This is a genomic window from Paracoccus sp. SCSIO 75233 (assembly GCF_027912675.1).
Lineage (GTDB): Bacteria > Pseudomonadota > Alphaproteobacteria > Rhodobacterales > Rhodobacteraceae > Paracoccus.
Window position 1 is genome coordinate 1 of the sequence record NZ_CP115762.1, and the last position, 17,750, is coordinate 17,750.

At 58.6% G+C, this 17,750-nt stretch carries 14 protein-coding genes and 1 pseudogene; 8 read left to right on the top strand and 7 right to left on the bottom strand.

What is annotated here, in order from left to right:
* Positions 1 to 105 precede the first annotated feature (105 nt).
* The 3 genes from PAF12_RS18040 to repC all read left to right on the top strand — a co-directional run bounded on the left by PAF12_RS18040 (position 106) and on the right by repC (position 3,987).
* Positions 106 to 1,461: a ParA family protein gene (locus PAF12_RS18040; RefSeq protein WP_009804235.1), complete on the top strand. Its 1,356-nt coding sequence runs from the start codon at positions 106 to 108 to the stop codon at positions 1,459 to 1,461.
* The gene (locus tag PAF12_RS18045; RefSeq protein WP_037207731.1) at positions 1,458 to 2,480 is read left to right on the top strand and encodes a ParB N-terminal domain-containing protein; all 1,023 of its coding nucleotides are present in this window, start codon (positions 1,458 to 1,460) and stop codon (positions 2,478 to 2,480) included. Before PAF12_RS18040 ends, PAF12_RS18045 begins: the two co-directional genes overlap by 4 nt.
* A gap of 226 nt (positions 2,481 to 2,706) precedes the next feature.
* Positions 2,707 to 3,987, top strand: coding sequence for a plasmid replication protein RepC (repC, locus tag PAF12_RS18050; RefSeq protein ID WP_081940158.1), 1,281 nt, complete (start codon positions 2,707 to 2,709; stop codon positions 3,985 to 3,987).
* 12 nt (positions 3,988 to 3,999) lie between these two features.
* Here repC and PAF12_RS18055 read toward each other — a convergent pair whose 3' ends face one another.
* On the bottom strand, positions 4,000 to 5,097 hold the full coding sequence (locus PAF12_RS18055) for a tyrosine-type recombinase/integrase (RefSeq protein ID WP_037207775.1): 1,098 nt from the start codon (positions 5,095 to 5,097) through the stop codon (positions 4,000 to 4,002).
* Between the two features lie 125 nt (positions 5,098 to 5,222).
* Here PAF12_RS18055 and PAF12_RS18060 point away from each other — a divergent pair, with 125 nt between their 5' ends.
* A complete protein-coding gene (locus PAF12_RS18060; RefSeq protein WP_271109932.1) occupies positions 5,223 to 6,107 on the top strand; it encodes a DUF1403 family protein in 885 nt (294 codons plus the stop codon).
* Between the two features lie 2 nt (positions 6,108 to 6,109).
* Complete coding sequence (locus PAF12_RS18065) at positions 6,110 to 6,724, top strand: SMC-Scp complex subunit ScpB (RefSeq protein ID WP_271109933.1); 615 nt, start codon at positions 6,110 to 6,112, stop codon at positions 6,722 to 6,724.
* 355 nt (positions 6,725 to 7,079) lie between these two features.
* Here PAF12_RS18065 and PAF12_RS18070 read toward each other — a convergent pair whose 3' ends face one another.
* The 6 genes and pseudogenes from PAF12_RS18070 to PAF12_RS18095 all read right to left on the bottom strand — a co-directional run bounded on the left by PAF12_RS18070 (position 7,080) and on the right by PAF12_RS18095 (position 11,321).
* Positions 7,080 to 7,823, bottom strand: a complete 744-nt coding sequence (locus PAF12_RS18070) for a PP2C family serine/threonine-protein phosphatase (protein WP_037207738.1) — start codon at positions 7,821 to 7,823, stop codon at positions 7,080 to 7,082.
* Positions 7,810 to 8,487 (bottom strand): hypothetical protein, encoded by a 678-nt coding sequence (locus PAF12_RS18075; RefSeq protein ID WP_198963366.1) that lies wholly within the window; start codon positions 8,485 to 8,487, stop codon positions 7,810 to 7,812. The genes PAF12_RS18070 and PAF12_RS18075 overlap by 14 nt, the downstream gene beginning before the upstream one ends.
* A 23-nt stretch (positions 8,488 to 8,510) precedes the next feature.
* A complete protein-coding gene (locus PAF12_RS18080; RefSeq protein WP_037207778.1) occupies positions 8,511 to 9,080 on the bottom strand; it encodes a hypothetical protein in 570 nt (189 codons plus the stop codon).
* Between the two features lie 310 nt (positions 9,081 to 9,390).
* Positions 9,391 to 9,672: pseudogene (locus tag PAF12_RS18085) on the bottom strand (nucleotidyl transferase AbiEii/AbiGii toxin family protein); the annotation flags it as partial.
* Positions 9,662 to 10,492, bottom strand: a complete 831-nt coding sequence (locus PAF12_RS18090) for a type IV toxin-antitoxin system AbiEi family antitoxin domain-containing protein (protein ID WP_037207745.1) — start codon at positions 10,490 to 10,492, stop codon at positions 9,662 to 9,664. The gene PAF12_RS18090 and the pseudogene PAF12_RS18085, both read right to left, overlap by 11 nt.
* 247 nt (positions 10,493 to 10,739) lie before the next feature.
* Entirely contained in the window at positions 10,740 to 11,321 is a 582-nt protein-coding gene (locus tag PAF12_RS18095) for a plasmid pRiA4b ORF-3 family protein (RefSeq protein WP_235213583.1), read from the bottom strand.
* Between the two features lie 479 nt (positions 11,322 to 11,800).
* Here PAF12_RS18095 and PAF12_RS18100 point away from each other — a divergent pair, with 479 nt between their 5' ends.
* The 3 genes from PAF12_RS18100 to PAF12_RS18110 are packed head-to-tail and all read left to right on the top strand — an operon-like array spanning position 11,801 to position 17,749.
* Positions 11,801 to 14,266: a TerB N-terminal domain-containing protein gene (locus tag PAF12_RS18100; RefSeq protein ID WP_368045182.1), complete on the top strand. Its 2,466-nt coding sequence runs from the start codon at positions 11,801 to 11,803 to the stop codon at positions 14,264 to 14,266.
* Entirely contained in the window at positions 14,259 to 15,566 is a 1,308-nt protein-coding gene (locus tag PAF12_RS18105) for an ATP-binding protein (protein WP_271109935.1), read from the top strand. Before PAF12_RS18100 ends, PAF12_RS18105 begins: the two co-directional genes overlap by 8 nt.
* 5 nt (positions 15,567 to 15,571) lie before the next feature.
* Positions 15,572 to 17,749 (top strand): DEAD/DEAH box helicase, encoded by a 2,178-nt coding sequence (locus PAF12_RS18110; RefSeq protein ID WP_271109936.1) that lies wholly within the window; start codon positions 15,572 to 15,574, stop codon positions 17,747 to 17,749.
* The last annotated feature ends 1 nt before the right edge of the window (position 17,750 follow it).

Consider the following 17,750-nt stretch of genomic DNA (forward strand, 5'->3'; position numbering starts at 1 on the left):
CTGAAACTCATAGGCGCGTGGTATCTTTATTTTTCCTCCAAAACCGTGCTACCATAGAAGCAGAATCGAGTCGAACTCGGACCCAACCGAAGTCAGGGCTTAGGAATGAGCGGTAGTCTAGAACAGTTTTTGACGGACCTGTCACGTGGGCTTGAGCGCACGATGGTGGCAGTGAACAAGGAACTCACCTTGCGTCAGCGCATCAAGCGCACGTGGTCAATGCGCCAGTGCGCAAGGTTTATGAACGTCAGTATTCAGTATCTAACCAAGTTCGCCAATTCGAGCGACGACTTTCCCGCGGGCGAATATGTTGGAAGAGAGCGTGTTTTCACGCTTTCCGAATTGATGCACATGCGGGCCCTTCTGGCGGCCTCGGCAAAGCGGCCCTACGACTACCTAGCCTGGCGCAAACCCGACGCCCCCTTACCCGTCATCTCGTTTGCCAGCCAGAAAGGGGGCACGGCTAAGAGCCTGAGCGCCGCGCATTTTGCGCAGTATCTCAGCTTGCATTACGGCATGCGCGTTGGTGTCATGGATGCAGACCCGCAAAGCACGATAACGCTCTACTTTGTCGGGGGTGAAGGTCTTCCCCAGATGCCCGACGAAAACACCGCCTCCATGGTGGACTTTGCCGGCCTCTTCCAGTCGGAAGATGCGCCATACACTGATCACGATGCGCAGACGCTCGACAGCTTCTTTCTAAAGACCTCCTGGCCGGGGCTGCGTCTGCTGCCGGCACATGGCGAAACGTCTGAGGGAGAGATCCAGATTGCGCGCCTTGTGCGAGAGGCCCCCGCCGGAAAGAGCTTCTATCGCTACCTGCGCGATGCCCTTGATCGCTGGAAAGCGGGCCACCCGCCAAAAACGCTGCCCAACGAATTGGTAGTCGAGGGCAAGGTCGATCAGCAGCGACTGAACGCTGCGCTGACCGAGACCCTCGATGTCATCATCATCGACTATCAGCCTGCGTTGACACTTTTCCAGCTGAATAACGTGATTGCGTCGACTTCGCTGGTCATCCCGCAAACCATGAAGGGGTTTGACATCGCAACGCTGTCGACCTTTGTGACCGGCCTGCTGGGGATGCTTCAGCATATTCTGGCCCATGAACGGATCGAAATAGGAACTGGTGCCAACATGCTGTTGCCGACGATCGTCCAACGATCCAATGCGCAGGATCTAAACCACATCGGAAACCTGCTGGAACACTGCCCCACGGAAATTCTGCCGGTGTTTTATCTGCGTTCCGACGCAATCTCGAATGCGTCGGACGTCTATCAATCCGTATACGAATATGAGCCGGACACGCCGGGAAAACGCAAGGGGATCAACCGGTTCATCACGAATGCCGATGCGGTTAACGACGCCATAGTATCGCGACTCTGGCCGGGCTTCGAACGCGGTTATGCCAATACATGGATGGACGAGTTCTATGAAGATGACGGCGAGGGTGAAGCATGAAACGCAGTATTCCAAGGTCGCTGGTCAGCAAGGCTACTAGTCCCGACACATCCAAGGAGCGCACGCCCGGTCCCGAAGGCCGGGCAGAAACGGGCGACGCTGTTTCTACTCCTTTCAAGGGGGCCGGCAGTGCTTGGAAATCAGGGGCGCTTGCGCAATCGCAAGCCGCTGTGGAGCGAAGCAGAGCTGAGCTTTGTTCGGATATCTTAAACGGCCGCCACGAAATAAGCCTGTCGCCAGACCAGATATCAGATCCGATGGGGACAGACCGCCGTCAAGACTGGATGTCCCAGGAAGCATTCAGGTCTCTGGTAAACAGCATTGCCTCGAACGGGCAGGACACACCCATTCTGGTGTGGCCCGAGGATCCGGATTGGGAGCCGGATCCGTTGGAGCCGTCGAACGTCACTGGTGTTCCATTTGTCATGCTTACAGGACGCCGCCGACTGGCGGCCGCGTCGGAGTTGGGTTTACCTCTTCGTGCAATCCTCGCTTCGCCGGAAGCGCGAAACGCCGAGAACAGCAAGTTTGAGATGTTGTTTCTGCGGTTCCGCGAGAATGAGGAGCGCGAGAATCTTAGCCCATTTGAGCGTTTGGTTTCGATTGGTGAAATGTATGAAACGTTGGCTTCTGGGGCAGACAAGCTGACAGCTGTGGCCTTCGCAAAGAAAATTGGCGTGCATGAGAGCCTAGTCTCACGAGCGAGGTCTGTTTTCGCTGCGCAGGATCAGATCTTGAACGCGTTCAAGAATGTCTACGACATGAGCTTTCGTGATTTGCAGGGAGCCTTAGCGAGCTTGGAGAGGGTGAACAAACCCAAGCTCAAACCGAAGGCAAAGCCCAGAAAGCTCACGGTCAAACGCAAGGTGGGCAACCGAAATCTTTCGGCGACTTCAGTCGATGGAAACCTATCCATCAAGGTTGCAGGTGTGCCGATAGACCAAGAGCGTCTCGAGAAGCTCGGAGATTTAGTCGCCGACTACTTGAGCGCCGAAGGTTCGGGGAAGGAAACCGACTGACGACAATGTCAGCGACATATCCTCCAGAACGACGAGGCAAGGAGCAAAAAGGAACGACAATCGAAATAAAGGCAAAAGAAAAGCCCCCAAGCGGTGTGGCCTGAGAGCTGATCTTAATGGTTTGGTCACCTTCAAGATAAGTCTCGCAGGATTCACTGTCAACGACGAACGCTCCTGAGCGAACGGCTTTCTTTTGCCTCCACATAAACGGAGGTGAGATACAGGCATGAAACATACAGGTTGGCGCAAGCCGACACCGGGTCTTGGGGTTGCTGAGCAACTTGCCCAAGCCGGTGAACGGGTAGCAGTACCCAAAACACGGGCATTCGTGGCACTTAAGCGCGTGGGGGCACATATCGGCTTGAAGGCCGGAGACATGTTGCTCCTCGACACGCTCGGGGCCTTTACCCAGGCCCAGGACTGGGAGGAGGGGCAGCGTCCGATCGTCTGGGCGTCGAACGCCTATCTGATGGAGCAAACGGGTTTTTCGCTGTCTGCCCTCAAGCGCCACGCGCGGCGCCTTGCTGAGATCGGCGTGATCTCCTTCCAGGATAGCCCCAATGGCAAGCGGTGGGGCCGCAGAGACGTCGATGGCCGCATCGTCGAGGCCTATGGCTTCGATCTGTCGCCGCTCTCAGCCCGTGTCGAGGAGTTCGAGGAGCTTCATGCTGAGTTGCAGGCTGAACGCGAGCTCTGCCTACGCCTGAAGCGCCAGATCACTGTGGCGCGCCGGATGATCCGAGCCCGGATCGAGGCAGCTCTCAGCAGCGCTCTGCGTGGGCCCTGGAGGCAATTCACGGGGCTTTTTGAGGAGCTTCTGGAACGACTTCCGCGCCGTCATGAAGCTTCAGAGCAGTTGGAGCGGCTATTGGCATGGTTCAAGGAACTCCAAGAACGGGTCGAGGCGGCTTATCTTAAGGCGACTGTTGCGACAAAACCTGTGGAAAACACCGATGATAAACACGCCCAAGTCACGAAGAAGACTCAAGAAATGAACCCCAGGGAGGTCATTTCTGAACCTCATATACTAATTACAAACCAACTTAATCCTGTAACTAGTAATTCCTCTGAAAAAGAGGAAGCGGCGGGTGTGGTGCCTAATGCCCAACCCGAAGAGCGGGTTGATAGGGAGCTGGAAGACTGGGTTGCCGAGGTACGCAAGAAGCGGACAGCGCTCGATCTGCCGACAATCATGCAGGCCTGTCCGGAATTCGCATCCTGGGCGCGGAATTTGGGTGGATTCCTGAAAGATTGGGGCGATCTGCACCGGGTTGCCGGTCAACTCAGGCCGATGATCGGGATCTCTGAGCATGCCTGGAACGTGGCGCAGGACCGAATGGGCACCCAGGTGGCCACGGCCGCGTTTGCCCTCGTCTTCGAGAAGCACAGTGCGGGCGAGGTTGCCTCGCCGGGCGGCTATCTGCGGGGCATGGTCGAGAAGGCCGGGGCAGGGGAGCTGCATCTCGAGCGCAGCTTCTATGGTAGGCTCAGTGGGCAGGCGGCGTGATAGGGCAGGGGCTCAGAGACCGGCGGCTTTGGTCAGGTTCACCCGGAACCGGTCCCGGCGGCGCTGATAGCGGCGGGTCATCTCGGCGGAAGCGTGGCCGAGGTGTTTCTGGACGTAGCGCTCGTCGACTTCGGCGGAGCTGGCGAGACCGGCGCGCAACGAATGGCCGGAGAACAGCGCCAGGCGGTCTTTCTCAGGCAGGTCCGACCGGATGCCGGCGTCGAGCACGGTGCGCTTGATCAGGCGCGCGACGTGTTTGTCGTTGAGGCGTGTCTCCAGCGCCTTCTTGCCGTCCCGCGAGGTGCCGACAAAGATTGGGCCAAAGTCGATCTTGGCGAAGTGCAGCCATTGTTCGAGCGCATGGACAGGGCAGGTCTGATCCTTGGAGCCGCGGCCGATCTCGACCTCGCGCCAGCCGGTCTTGGCATTGAGGGTGAGCAGGGTGCCCTTGTCGAACACTTCAACCCAGCCGCCCGAGTCCGGCGTGTCGTCCTTGTGGACATCGAGGCTGACGATTTCCGAGCGACGAAGGCCGCCGGCGTAGCCCAGCAGCAGGATCGCGCGATCCCTGAGGCCGCGCAGGTCAAAAGGCAGGGTGGCCACCATCGCAAGGATGTCATCGGCCAGGATCGCTTCCTTTTGCACCGGCGGACGGGCGTGTTTGCGTTTGATCCCGGCCAGCACGGTGGCGATATGGCGGTTCTTGCGATCGAGGGCAAAGCCGCGCTGCGCATAGTTCCAGGCGAGGCCCGACAGGCGGCGGTCGATGGTGCTGACCGATAGGGCAGGGGAGGGGCCCGCTCCGGACGCCAGGTCCGCAAGGTAGAGCCCGATCATTTCGGGCGACGGGGGCAGAGTCTCCGCGCCCTTCATCCGGCACCAGCGCGCGAAATGCGCCCAGTCTTTCGCATAGGCCTTCAGCGTATTGTCCGAGGCCGCGGCGCGCGCATAGTCGCGCGCGGTATCCACCAGCCGATCGAGCGTGCCTGAACCAGCCACAAAGGAAGGAAGGCTCAAAGCCTCGCTGCTGGGATGATCTCTCTCGTTGTTCTCGCTGACCGAAGGCCCATTTGGCGGCTTTGAGATCGATTTCTCGTTGTTTTCTGACATGTCGCTGAGCATATTCTTTGGTGTCCGATAATGCAAACTTATTGGACATAATGGGGAATGGCGAGGTGGGGCGGTTTATGTGCTATTTACTGGCAGAAACCGCCGCACGAGTGTAGGCTTCAGGCATGTCTTTCGCCCGGCCAGATCACATCAGCGACCTCGACACGTTACCCCGGATGCCCACTTGGGTCACCTCTGCACGCGCTGAAACCCTTGAAGATGTTGCGTTTTTGTCGGGCGCGGCGCTGAACCACCTGCATCTTGTGCTAGGACGCGCGGAGGTGCCCCAAGCCTTGTTGCGGGACCGGCTCGCGCTGCGCGCAGCGGAGGCCTGTGTCGCGTTTTCGGGGCGCCTGGAGAGAGCAGGGGATCTGCGCGACGCGGTGCATTTATTGCGCTCTGGCGATCTGCCGGGACCGGCTGGCGAGACCTGCCTCGCCTGGCGGCGCGCGGTGGAGCGGCCTGTGTCGACCAAGGCTCTGGGTCGAGCCTTGCCGGCCTTCGAGTCGGGCAAGATCGCGATGTGGCTCAATGCAGGGAAGGGGGCGCCGGTGATTCGGGCCGCGATGGTGCTGGAGGCCGTGCTAACGGAGGCGCCACGCGCTGACGTAGCTTCGCTGGTCCTCGCGGATGTGGCTCTCGCCCAAACATTCGGTTGGGATCATCTCGTGCCGTTGTTGGCCGCGGGTCTGAAACGTGCCGACCTGCGCAAGCAGGGCGACGATTTGCGTCTCGCCTGTCATCGGGCACTCATCTTATCGGCGGTCGAGGCTGTGCGTCTCTCCGCCGACCTCGCGCGTCGGGCGGCACACCTAAAGGCCGTTGCGCCAAAGCTTCGCGCCAAGGGAGCGGATGCCGCTGTCGAGATGTTCCTCACCCGCGATGCCGTGGCACCTTTGGCCTTGCCCTTGTCGGATCGCGCCGCGCGGCGGCTTTGCGACCGACTGGTCGATCTCGGCGCGGTGCGCGAGCTGACAGGGCGAGATACGTTTCGGCTCTACGGGGTGTAGCGATGGCGAAGGATCGTTCAGAGCCGGACCTGGACCGTGAGTTGGCCGACCTGCCGCCTGAGCTGCGCTGGCGGGAATGGATGCGCCGGATCGAGGCGGTGCTCTTTGCGTCGGCCTCGCCAGTGCCGCGCGAGGACCTGGTCCGCGTGGTGGGGCCGGGGGCTTCGGTCGATTTGCTGGTAGACGACCTTGCCGCCGATCTGGAGGGGCGGGCCTTCGAGATCGCCCAGGTCGCTGGCGGCTGGATGTTCCGCACGCGCGCCACCTACGCCCCCGCGATCCGCGCGGCGGCGGATATCGGGAACCAGCTACTCGATCTGAGCGAATTCGACGTCGCGGTTTTGGCGGCCATCGCTTACCACCAGCCGATCACGCGCGACGGGCTCAAAGACATCTTTGGCAAAGAGATCAGCCGGGACCTGATCGGAAGGCTGCATGCGCAGGGTCTGATTGGAACTGGGCCGCGCGCGCCGCGTCGTGGTGCGCCCTATACCTTTGTGACGACCGAGCAGTTCCTTGTCGCCTTCGGGTTGGAAAGCCTGCGCGATCTTCCCGATCGGGAGCAGTTGGAGGATGCGGGGGTTGTAGGCGAAGCGCCACATATCGATTATGGGTAACGCGTTGCCGATGCTGAGGATGAAGTCCGCCGTTGTGCTTATCGTTTCATTTGCTGTGCAACGATTCAGCTGCGCGCCAAGAGAGTCGCGTGATTGCAATGTGATAATCGTTTCAAGATTTCTGAACGAAGCCTCGTGCATTTATTAGCGACAAGGCATTCCCTCCTCATCGTTGTGGGCGGAGAGCCGACTTTCGGCGGCGCAGCGCAGCAACGGCAGCATTCCTGAGAATGCGGTCACCGGTGCACGGCGCAGCGATGATCCGGCACCGCGCATTGTGATCGGGTGGGGAGCGGACGGATGCCGAATGTACCTAATTTATTCCAATAACGAAATCGTGCGAGCCACTCTCGGTCTAGGTTCTTGCATCTACGACGTAAAAGTTGTCACCGGCCGCTTCGATTACCTCGTCCGGCTGATCTTCGACGACAGTTAACGTGAGGACGCTGCAGTCATCCCGGTCTTCGGAAGGCTGGAACGCACCGCCCCGAAGAAACGCGGTCTTCTGTTCGGGATCGAGTGAGGCCCAGAACCCATCAGTCGTGAGAACCAGGCGCTGACCCGCCCCGAATGTTTGGACGGTCTCTTGGGGAACCATGAATCGTTTTGTGCGAAAGCTCCGCGTAAGGAGGTTGCGCGACGGTGACCGTGCGAGCTCATCAATCGCTACCGGCGATATGGCGTTTGCCAGGGTGTGCGGCTGTATCGACCACGCGATATCAGACGTCTCTTGAACCAATCCTGCAAGACAATCACCGGCGTGGAGAATGCAGGTCGCACCCTGCCTTTCGATAAGTGCAATCACGACACTCGCCGAGTCTCGCCGATATGTGCGTGAAAGTTCCGCGTGGATCACGCGCAAACGGTCGATGATGGTCTTCGGTGTCACGACTTCCGCAACGACGAACCAGTCAATCAGATTGCGCGCCACGTCGCGAGCGAAAGCGCCACTGGCTTTCCCGTTCGAGGAGCCGTCGAGCACAACAGCAAGAACAGCATCGTCACGAAGTCCAACCCCGCAACAATCGCGATTGTCATTGGTGCGATGTCCTTGTTCGCTGCGCCACCTGATCTCTACTCCCATCTCAGCCACCGCCATCGCAATTCGCGAGCGCGTCGATACGGTCGCGGACAATGTCGACGCGTCCAGCCGGGCCTCTGATATTCCCTTCCAGGAAGTTGTCGAAGTCCGCGTGTTCTTTGAATGCCCGGAGTTCTGAAGCGATAAAGTTGCGCACGTCTTCGTCTGCGCCTTGAACTTCAGCAAGAAGTTCCTCCCGCCCGTCCACGACGATTACGACATCTTCGAGATCATGGCTCCCCAACGGGTCGTCGCCACCACGCCCGCGGTAGGCTTCGAGCTTCGTCGCGATAAAGAGCGGCGCAGTCAGATGCTTGATCTCCAGCTCGCCCGTCAACGGATGTGAGACTGCTGTTTCGATGCCCTGCGCATACCAGCGGTTCGAGAAACCGAGGATGCGTTCGTCGTCCGGCATGAAATCGACGATGAGTTCGCCAAGTCTCATGCGACAGATGACTTCGTCCTGCGGGGAAATCGTGAAGCCCTTCCCGAACAGTTGTTCCTCCAGCTCTATCCACTCGCCGTAACCGGCCAGGTCGACGATGAGATCGACATCATTTGTCAGTCTCACGTCTTCCAGCGTGATCGGATCGGTGATGAAGAGTGCCGTCGTACATCCGCCGACAAATACAAGGCGATCGCGCAGATCGTCCCCGATGGCCTCGGCCACGGTTTCGAGCATATAGAGAAGCTGCCCCTGGACTGTCATTTGTTCAGGAGCCTTTGCTTGAGCCGCTCGACGGCAAGATTGGATTCACGCTGCTTGCCAAGCCTGATGGCGTCGACCAGTGCGAGATATTCGTACAGGCGCTGGTCTTTCTGGACGGCCTCGGGGACAGATTTGAACAGCGGTTCAATCGAAAGTCCGCGCACTCGACCCTCCGCATAAGCCCATACATAGATGTCTTGGCCGACACTAATGAGCTGACCTTCGAGCATCGGCGCAGAGAACCCAGTTGGAACGCCTCGCTCTGGCGCGCCGGGTTTCGCCGGAAAGACAAACTTCAGACCATTGGCGATAAACTCGCACAGGTCACGACGATTTGGCTTCACCCGCCGATAGCTACGATCCCTTATGGCCAGGCCGGACTCTAGGCTACGGTTGAGCGAAGCGCTGACTTCTGTCTTGCTGATACCAAGAGAATTGCCCAGACCACGGACCGAGTAAGGCTCTTCGCGACCCGAGGACCAGTCGGGGCTATCTAGAAGATCGGAATCTTCCTGATTTTGCAGGCTCACAAGCTTGAGCAAAATGACAATATCTTGACTTTTCATCATCTTATACGAAATGTCCTCTGTCCCCGGACCAAGGACACTTAGCCACACGAGGGACGTTTTGTCAAATTGCAGGTCCACACCGCTGTTGCAGGTATCGGTGAGAGGGGCTCTGAAGCGTTCCGGGTTTTCCGGCAACTGTATTCAGGTTGGCTGAACTTCCCGGAAGTAGGTGCCGTTCACGACCATGCTGTTGAGCACGCTGAGCAGCTTCCTGGCCGTCGCAGCCAAAGCAGCTTTCACCGGTTTCCCTGCCTCCTGCAGCTTCTGCCAGAACGCTCTGAACGTCGCCGAGTGACGAGACGCGTGGGCCGCCGCCACCGCCGGCAATGCGCTGCGCTTTGGCGCCGGTGATGCCGCCTTCGATGGCGGCGGCAATCCGGTCCATCGCGTCGTTGATCTCGACGAGGCTTTCGGCGCGATCCGTGAGGGGCAGATAGGTCAAATCGATATCGACCGAGAGGCGCGGAAGGTCGCGATAGAAGAGGTTGATGGCCGTCCCGCCCTGCAGCGTAAATATCTCCTCCTTGGCCACATATGGGAGTATCCGGACGAGCAGCGCCACTTGGGCGGCATAGTTTTCACGCGCCATGACCACGTTCCTTTCCTACAAACTCTTCGGGCACCATGATCCTGTAGCGCGGATGTATCCTGCCGCCTTTGACCAATGCGCGATCCCCGCGGCCGAGGTCGAACTCTTCCGGATCGAGACGCTTGCGCCAGGCATGGTCGTGGCGGTCGGCGAACACGAAGAACAGGCGTTTGACCTTGATCTTCTTGCAGCTTTTGAGCAGTGCCGAGAGGGTTCTCGGTCGCAACGTCGTCAGGCTTTCGAACGCCATGTCGAGGTTGTGAAAGCTCTCTTGATCCGGCAACTCGTCCAGCGCCTCAAAGATCGCGCGTTCCGGTGAGGACATCACCAGTTTCCAGTCCCACGGCAGGGAAGATGCTGTCTCTCCCTGATTTTCTCGCGCGCCATCGACACCCAACTCCGGGTCGGAGAACAGCGATACGCTGCGTGTGCGGAGTTCGGTGTTGAGCGGCAGTTTTTCGAGCCAGTTGGGGATTTTTGAGCCGTAGAGCCAGACTGTGCTCTTGTCGCCGAAGGAGAGATAGTGCGCATAGCCTTGCAGGCCCAATGCCGTCACCCCGCCGATATGGACAGGGTAGTGCATGATGTGCTGGAGCGAGAGCAGGCAGGTCTTCCAGTCGAGCGTGTTCGTGGTGGCGTTGCCTGGTGCCGGGCGGCGGAAGACGCCGCGGCCAAGGCGTTCTAGCCAGCCGCGTTGGACATAGGCGTAGGACGAACGCCGGCCTATCCCGTGGTGCTCAAGCCAGGCGGAGTCCACGAGGAACCCCGTGGGAACAGCCTCAAGAAGGCTCTTTAGTTTTTCGTGTTCTTGTCCACTCATGCGCGACACAATGATATATTTTTTAAAGAGGAGGCCACATGTTTCTGTGAAAACCTGTGAGATAGTCCGTCAAGGATCGACAAATTCTGGAATTTTCAAAGAGACTGGTGGTTGTCAACTCTGAAGCTCACCAGCAAAGCAGGGCGTGGATGCCCTCGGAGGGCTGAGAAGACATCCGGCCATTCGGATCGAACAGTCGAAGCTATGTGCCCCTGTCGAAGCCGCTGCGCCAAACCAGAGTCAGGTTTCACTTTCGATTGTGGCGTTCTTTTGCCCATACAAACATCGCACCGACGGCAGCATTGGCTTGCTGCACGCTGAACACTTCCGGTTCGAACGCGCCCGCCCATTGCTTTGTATCGCGATGTTCCGGGTGGTGTTTGTCGGTCAGCGCGTCGAGAAATTCTTCGTAAGAATAGGGCCCGCCACTATCCTCTGGCGGGCACGCTCGCTCTCCGGCAACACAGGCGGGGAAGTCCAGATCTGGTCTTCCGGTTGGTTTGCTAATCTTCTCAACGGTGACGAGATGCCGCCAACCATCGCCGAAATCATAAGTATATGTGAACTGACTGCCTTTCTTGACCAGATCTCCAAGAGCAAACTTCTTTTCGTCCTTCCGGCCATCGTTTGGGTCCCAGCTGTCGTCACGTTCGTCGCGGGCCTCGAACCTGTCTTCGCCAATCTCGAACTCATGCAGATGATAGTCTTGCCAAGGCATAGCGCCTTGGAGAACGGAATGCAGGATGTCCAAGCTGATGTCATTCGGCACGAGGATCCGGCGCCAGATCGGTGGTTTGATGCCAATAAGTTCGATTTTCAGCTCAATCAAAGTGTGTTCCGCCTGTCTCAATGGCCCTGCCGTTCAAGTAATTTTTGATTCTTAAGCTGAAGCATTCAAGGGGAACATTGGCCCCTCCTGCCCTTTGGTCAGGACCGCGCCCTACTCGGTCGGCTGCACGCAGCCGCCCTCCCCGAGCTGAAACGCCGCCTCTCCCTGCGACGTGCCGCTGGCAGTGCAGTCTCCTCCGGAGCCGGCCCAACCAGCCGTCGCATGGTCGTGGCAACGCTCCATCTCGGCCGTTCCGGTTACGGTCACTGGGGCGGGGGTGTGCCCTCAACGGTGCGAACAGATGTATGTGGCCATCGGGCCAATCAAGCATAAAGCATGGGAAATGCTTCAACCATGACGTTAGTCGTTGCAAAGATGGCTGTGCAAAATAGTGTGGTTCGGAGAGGGTTCCGATAATGTCTTCAATAATCAAGTTTTTCCGAATTACATTCTTTCTCGTCCTATATTTTTTCTTATGCATGGTCGTGGTGACCACAATGCTTCAGGCTTGGCCGATTGGCGGCCAGATGTTGTTTCCATTTGGTGTTCCCGTCATTCTGGTCTGGTGGCAAGAAAAACGGAGATCGCGGAAAGTCGCTGCAAAGGCGCAAGCTGAGGGGAGTTCTGAAAACCTACCCCCCCGACCTGAGCAGGTGCCGCGCCCAAGTGCCTACGACAAGCGTATCGAGCGTGAGCGCGAACGAACCCGCGAAGCCAACGCGTCCAAAGAGCCGGCTGCCGTGCAGGCTTACTCCCCACCAAAGCAGGACTACGCTGAAATCGTTCGGGCTGGAAAGTCTGCAGCGCCGGCACTTGCCGCTGCCGCTGAACGAAACCAGCCCTCGCGAGTGGCATCGAGCGCATCGGCCGGATCATCGAAAAGCGGGTGGGTCCGGTCTAACGAAACAGCTAGCGTCGCCGGCCGCAACATCGGCGGGATGGTCTATGTCGGCACGCCTCCCTTGCTGAACACCCACGGGTATCGTGACAAGTGCCGAGCCTATATCGATCCATCCCTGTCCGTCGCGCGCTCTGGAGCCGACAAAGCTGGTGAAGGTATGCCCTACTGGCCGGGGTACTCGGATATCTCACCTCAGTGCCGGGCGACCTACCTCGACTGGTTGGCCAGCGGGCGAAACGATGCCTCCTATAACCCCGGCTACATGTTCCTGTACTTCTACGGGCTGGAGCGACGATTCTTCGTCGATCAGTCCAACGAAGATGTCAAGGATATCGTCCAGGAAGTTCGGCGGCTGCAGTCACTTTACCCTGACAACCACTCTGTCAGGCGTTATTTGGGGGAGTTTCTCGACATTGCGATGCTTGCCGAAACCGACCTCCACGCTATCGAGCCGATGTTCGAGAAGCAGGGGTGGGAACTTCCGTTCTCACTCAAATACGCAATCGGAGCTCGGATCGACAAAGGCGAGAACCTGACCGCTGACTGGTTGCTGAGTTGGTTCATCTGCCATCCGGAAACATATCTGAGAACTCCCGCGACGCGGTGCCGTGACGAGTTCGTCGCTCTTTTCCGTATACGGTTTGATCGGCGTTTTCCTGATGGGCTCAAAGTGACCAAACCCCGGAAATCACTCACGGCTTCTTATAGGGCCGCCTCGAGCGAGTTTCAGGGGTCTGCCAGCCCATCCGTGGGCGGGAAGCCGGTCCCGGATATTTCCGGTCTTCGCAAACCGGTCGAGATTGCCCAGGAGTTGGCTGATGAGGTGATTAACGACCTCGACAAGCTCAGTCGCTTCCTGGGCCGAAATCCCGATGGCCGCGGAAGCGTGGAAGCGCATGCTTTGCTGCCCTCTGAACTATGGGATGCCTTCCCATCAGAGGAAATGGAGCGCTTGAAATCTTGGGCAAGCGATATCGTCGATCGCGGGGGATTGGTGCCGCTTGAGGAGGTGATCGGACGACTGGAGGGAGAAACGAACGAGAAGATCGGAAAACGGCAAATGACAGGAGCCGCCGACGCGCTCGCGCGCCTCGGTTTCGGTCTGGCGCCCGACCCTCGGTTTGCGCTCCGGTCGCCCAAGGCGGAGGAGCCTGTTGTGCTGTTTAGTCTGGGTGAACCCATCGAAAGACTGGAGGAAGTTTCCGACAGCTATAGAAGCGCCTTGATCGAATTGGCACTTGGGTCGTTCGTCGCCCATGCTGATGGTCGCATCGCGGAGCCTGAACGCAGGGCGTTGGAAGATCAGGTTTCTGCCGCGGCCCTCAGCGATCAGGAACGCCGCAGGCTTCGCGCAAACCTTGAATGGTTCCTGGCCGTGCCACCGGACATGGCACTTCTGCGGCGGAAACTGAAGGAGGTGGGCCAAGACAACCAGGCCGCCATGCGGGCAGCGCTGGTTGGTGCAGCACATGCCGATGGCATCATTCACTCCGACGAAGTTGCAAGCATCGAGAAAATCTACAAGGCTTTGGGACTTGATCCCGCGCTTGCCTACTCTGACCTGCATGCTGGTGAAGTTGCGGATGGTCCGCGCACCGTTCGTGCCTCGCAACCAGGTCGCCCGGGCGAAGCGATACCCGAGCTTGAAAAAGCCAGCGGACCCAAACTCGACGCGTCGCGGATCGCAGCAATCCGTTCGGACACTGAGCGCGTGTCGTCCGTCCTGGGGCAGATTTTCGACGTCGAAGAGGAAGAACGTGGTGCGTCCGGGCCCGCCAGCCAAAGCCAGCTGGCGGGGCTTGACCCGAAACACGGCGCCCTCGTCCTCGAACTGCTGACTCGGGAGCATTGGTCTGAGACCGAGTTCGAGACGATCTGTGCCTCGCAAGGCTTGATGGCGTCCGGGGCACTGGAAGTCGTGAATGAATGGGCTTTTGAGACCTACGATGAAGCGCTGCTCGACGAGTATGATGGATATGACGTGTCTCTGGAAATTGCGGAGGCGGTAAAAGAAAAGATGAGTGCGGAGGGCAGGGATGTCTAAGTTGAAACCACGTGAACGCGATGCAATCGTACAGGCGCTTCGGGCCGGAGTCGTGCCCAAGCTCGGTTTGCGCCATATCCAGGTCGGCCGCGTCCGGGAGATTGAAGAGCTCGTTAAGGACATGGACCGGATATCCGATGGCGGATCGGCAATTAGGTTCATCATCGGGGAATACGGATCGGGCAAGACGTTCTTCATGAACCTGATCCGCCTCGTCGCTTTGGAGAAAGGCCTGGTCGTGATGTTCGCGGATCTGGCGCCAGATCGGCGCATTCACGCGACCGGCGGACAAGCTCGGGGGCTGTATGCGGAGATGGCCCGAAACCTCTCGACGCGGACAAAGCCCGATGGCGGGGCATTGGCCAGCGTGGTGGAAAGGTTTGTCAGCCAGGCTCACCGAGATGCTGAAGAACGGGATTTGCCCACGGGGACCGTCATTCGTGAACGCCTTGGCCACTTTGAAGAACTTACCGGAGGGTTTGAGTTCGCCGAAGTCATCCGTCGATATTGGGAAGGCCATGAGACCGGCGACGACGAGTTGAAATCCGCAGCCCTGAGATGGCTGCGCGGCGAGTTCGCGACACGCACCGACGCGCGCAAGGCGCTTGGTGTGCGAACGATCATCGACGACGCCAGTGTCTATGACCATCTGAAGCTGATGTCGGCATTCGTGTGCGAGGCCGGGTATAAAGGATTGCTGGTCGGCCTCGACGAGATGGTGAACCTCTACAAGCTCACTTCGTCGCAGGCCCGCAATGCAAACTACGAACAGATCCTACGGATTCTGAATGATGTGCTGCAGGGCAGTGCCGAGAACCTCGGATTTCTCATGGGCGGGACCCCGGAGTTTCTGATGAACACCCGTCGAGGGCTCTACAGCTACGAAGCCCTTCAATCGCGTTTGGCCGAGAACACCTTCGCGCGAGACGGATTGGTCGATCTTTCAGGACCGGTTGTCCGGCTGGCCAGCCTGACCCCTGAAGATCTCTTCGTTCTTCTGGCCAATGTCCGGCGGATCATGCAGGACGATGCAGGTGCTCTGCCGGACGACGCGCTCGAGGCCTTTATGGCGCATTGCTCGGACCGGATCGGTGAAGCTTACTTCCGCACCCCGCGCAATACGGTGACGGCCTTCGTGAACCTGCTTTCTGTGCTCGAGCAGAACCCCGGTGTCGAGTGGAGCGATCTAATCGAAAAGATCGAGGTCTCCGAAGACCTCGGCGAAGACATGACCGAGGTAGACGAGTCGATTGGTGCCCAAGACCCCGGTGACGATGATCTGATCAGCTTCAAGCTCTGACGCCTATGAGCAGTGCGTTCGACAAACTGGCCAGGCCTGTGCAGAAATGGATACGCCAGAAAGGATGGCGCGAACTTCGCGATATCCAGGCGCGATCCATCCGGACGATCTGCGAAACCAATGACGATTTAATCATTGCAGCTACTACGGCGGGCGGAAAGACCGAGGCGGCGTTCCTGCCGTTGATTTCACAGGTGCTTGACGAGCCGTCGGGCGGCACCGGTTTCGACCTGCTCTACATCGGTCCGCTGAAAGCCTTGATCACGGACCAGGCCATGCGGCTGGAGGGCATCTGCCAGGAAGCAGAGCTTCCGGTTGTTCCCTGGCACGGGGATGTCTCGCAATCGATCAAGACGCGCGCGTTGAAATCTCCAAAAGGGATCCTGCTGATAACCCCAGAGTCCCTTGAGGCGCTTTTCATTCGTCGCGGTTTGGAAATTGCACGCCTGTTTGGGGCCCCGCGGGCGGTCGTGATCGACGAGCTGCACACGGTTTTGGATAGCGAACGCGGTGTCCAGCTCCGTTCACTGCTCACACGGCTAGAGCTCGCGATAAAGCGCCCAATCCGTCGGATAGGTCTGTCAGCTACGCTAGGCGACATGGAGCTCGCCAAGGCCTATCTTCGCCCTGACGCCGCAAAAGCTGTCCAGCTGATCGAAGCAGATGGCGGCGAGGCTGAATTGAGGCTTCAGCTTCGCGGTTACCTCTCAGGCGATGAAGATGAAAATAGCCCATCCGCAACGGACGCGATATCAGCCCATCTGTTCAAGCATCTTCGAGGCAGCGACAACCTGGTCTTCGCCGGAGCGCGCCAACGGGTCGAGATTTACGCAGATCGGTTGCGGGAGCTTTGCGAACGGGAGCACCTGCCGCAGGAATTCTATCCCCACCACGCGAGCCTTTCCCGAGAACACCGTGACTTCGTTGAGCGGCGCTTGAAGGACCCTGCGAAACCGACGACCGCCGTTTGCACGTCGACGCTCGAGCTTGGAATCGACATCGGTGACGTGACCTGCGTGGCTCAAATCGGTGCGCCATTCAGCGTCGCGGCGTTGCGACAACGGCTTGGCCGATCAGGCCGCCGTGAAGGACAGCCGGCCATTCTGAGGCAGTACGCTATCGAAGCCAAGTTGACGCCGGAGAGCAGTTTCGTGGATCGCCTTCGGCTCGGCCTGATCAGGTCCATCGCGATGATAGACCTCCTGCTTGAAGGCTGGTGCGAACCGCCAAAACCTCAGGCGCTTCATCTCTCGACACTCGTCCATCAGATACTGTCAGTCATAGCGCAGCGCGGCGGTGCGTCTGCAAGCGTGGTCTACAACGTGCTCTGCCGCGAAGGCCCCTTTCGGAAGGTCACAACCGAAGTCTTCGCAGATGTGTTGCGTGCAATCGGCCACCCAGTAACCGGCTTGATCGAACAGGCCGGCAGCGGGCTGCTACTTTTGGGACCCGCGGGCGAAAAGCTGGTTGAGCATTACAGCTTCTATGCGGTGTTCCAGACGCCTGAGGAGTTCCGGTTGGTCGCAGAGGGGCGGGATCTTGGAACCCTGCCGATCGACAATGTTCTTGCTCCTGGGATGCTGCTGATTTTTTCTGGGCGGCGTTGGATAGTTCAAGAAATCCATGATCGGGAAAAGGTCATCGTCGTCAAACCCGCTAAGGCTGGTGTGCCTCCAGTCTTCGACGGCGATGCGGGGGACATTCATGACAAGGTGATCGACCGAATGTTCGCCGTGCTCGAGGGGGAATCCAGCCCAGCTTACATGGACACAGTCTCTTTGATGATGCTCGAGGAAGCGCGTGCTCACTATGAACAGCTGGGGTTTAGGGCCAATAACATGCACAGCATCGGCGAGCATACATCAGTCATTGCGACGCGGGTCGGTACGGTGAAGACATCAACCCTCGCGCTCGCACTCAGAAGTCAAGGGTTTTCGGTCGAACAGCATGACGGGTTTCTGATTGTAGAGGCCGGGGACGAAACGCCCGATCTTCGATCGGCGCTGGAAGATATTCGATCTGGCGCACCCGTCGATTTGTTCGCAGGCGCAGGCAATCTGATATCAGATAAGTTCCATCAATTTCTTACTATCGAACTTTTGGTTCGGGACGCTGAATCCTCAAAGCTTTCGACACAAGCACTTCCCGATTTGGTCAAAGCTATTCTTCAAAAAGGAACTTGAA

Excerpts from the sequence above, each read along its gene's own strand:
- PAF12_RS18040 (WP_009804235.1), top strand. The coding sequence starts at position 106 with ATGAGCGGTAGTCTAGAACAGTTTTTGACGGACCTGTCACGTGGGCTT.
- PAF12_RS18045 (WP_037207731.1), top strand. The coding sequence starts at position 1,458 with ATGAAACGCAGTATTCCAAGGTCGCTGGTCAGCAAGGCTACTAGTCCC.
- repC (WP_081940158.1), top strand. The coding sequence starts at position 2,707 with ATGAAACATACAGGTTGGCGCAAGCCGACACCGGGTCTTGGGGTTGCT.
- PAF12_RS18055 (WP_037207775.1), bottom strand. The coding sequence starts at position 5,097 with ATGTCAGAAAACAACGAGAAATCGATCTCAAAGCCGCCAAATGGGCCT.
- PAF12_RS18060 (WP_271109932.1), top strand. The coding sequence starts at position 5,223 with ATGTCTTTCGCCCGGCCAGATCACATCAGCGACCTCGACACGTTACCC.
- PAF12_RS18065 (WP_271109933.1), top strand. The coding sequence starts at position 6,110 with ATGGCGAAGGATCGTTCAGAGCCGGACCTGGACCGTGAGTTGGCCGAC.
- PAF12_RS18070 (WP_037207738.1), bottom strand. The coding sequence starts at position 7,823 with ATGGCGGTGGCTGAGATGGGAGTAGAGATCAGGTGGCGCAGCGAACAA.
- PAF12_RS18075 (WP_198963366.1), bottom strand. The coding sequence starts at position 8,487 with ATGCTCGAAACCGTGGCCGAGGCCATCGGGGACGATCTGCGCGATCGC.
- PAF12_RS18080 (WP_037207778.1), bottom strand. The coding sequence starts at position 9,080 with ATGAAAAGTCAAGATATTGTCATTTTGCTCAAGCTTGTGAGCCTGCAA.
- PAF12_RS18090 (WP_037207745.1), bottom strand. The coding sequence starts at position 10,492 with ATGAGTGGACAAGAACACGAAAAACTAAAGAGCCTTCTTGAGGCTGTT.
- PAF12_RS18100 (WP_368045182.1), top strand. The coding sequence starts at position 11,801 with ATGGTCGTGGTGACCACAATGCTTCAGGCTTGGCCGATTGGCGGCCAG.
- PAF12_RS18105 (WP_271109935.1), top strand. The coding sequence starts at position 14,259 with ATGTCTAAGTTGAAACCACGTGAACGCGATGCAATCGTACAGGCGCTT.
- PAF12_RS18110 (WP_271109936.1), top strand. The coding sequence starts at position 15,572 with ATGAGCAGTGCGTTCGACAAACTGGCCAGGCCTGTGCAGAAATGGATA.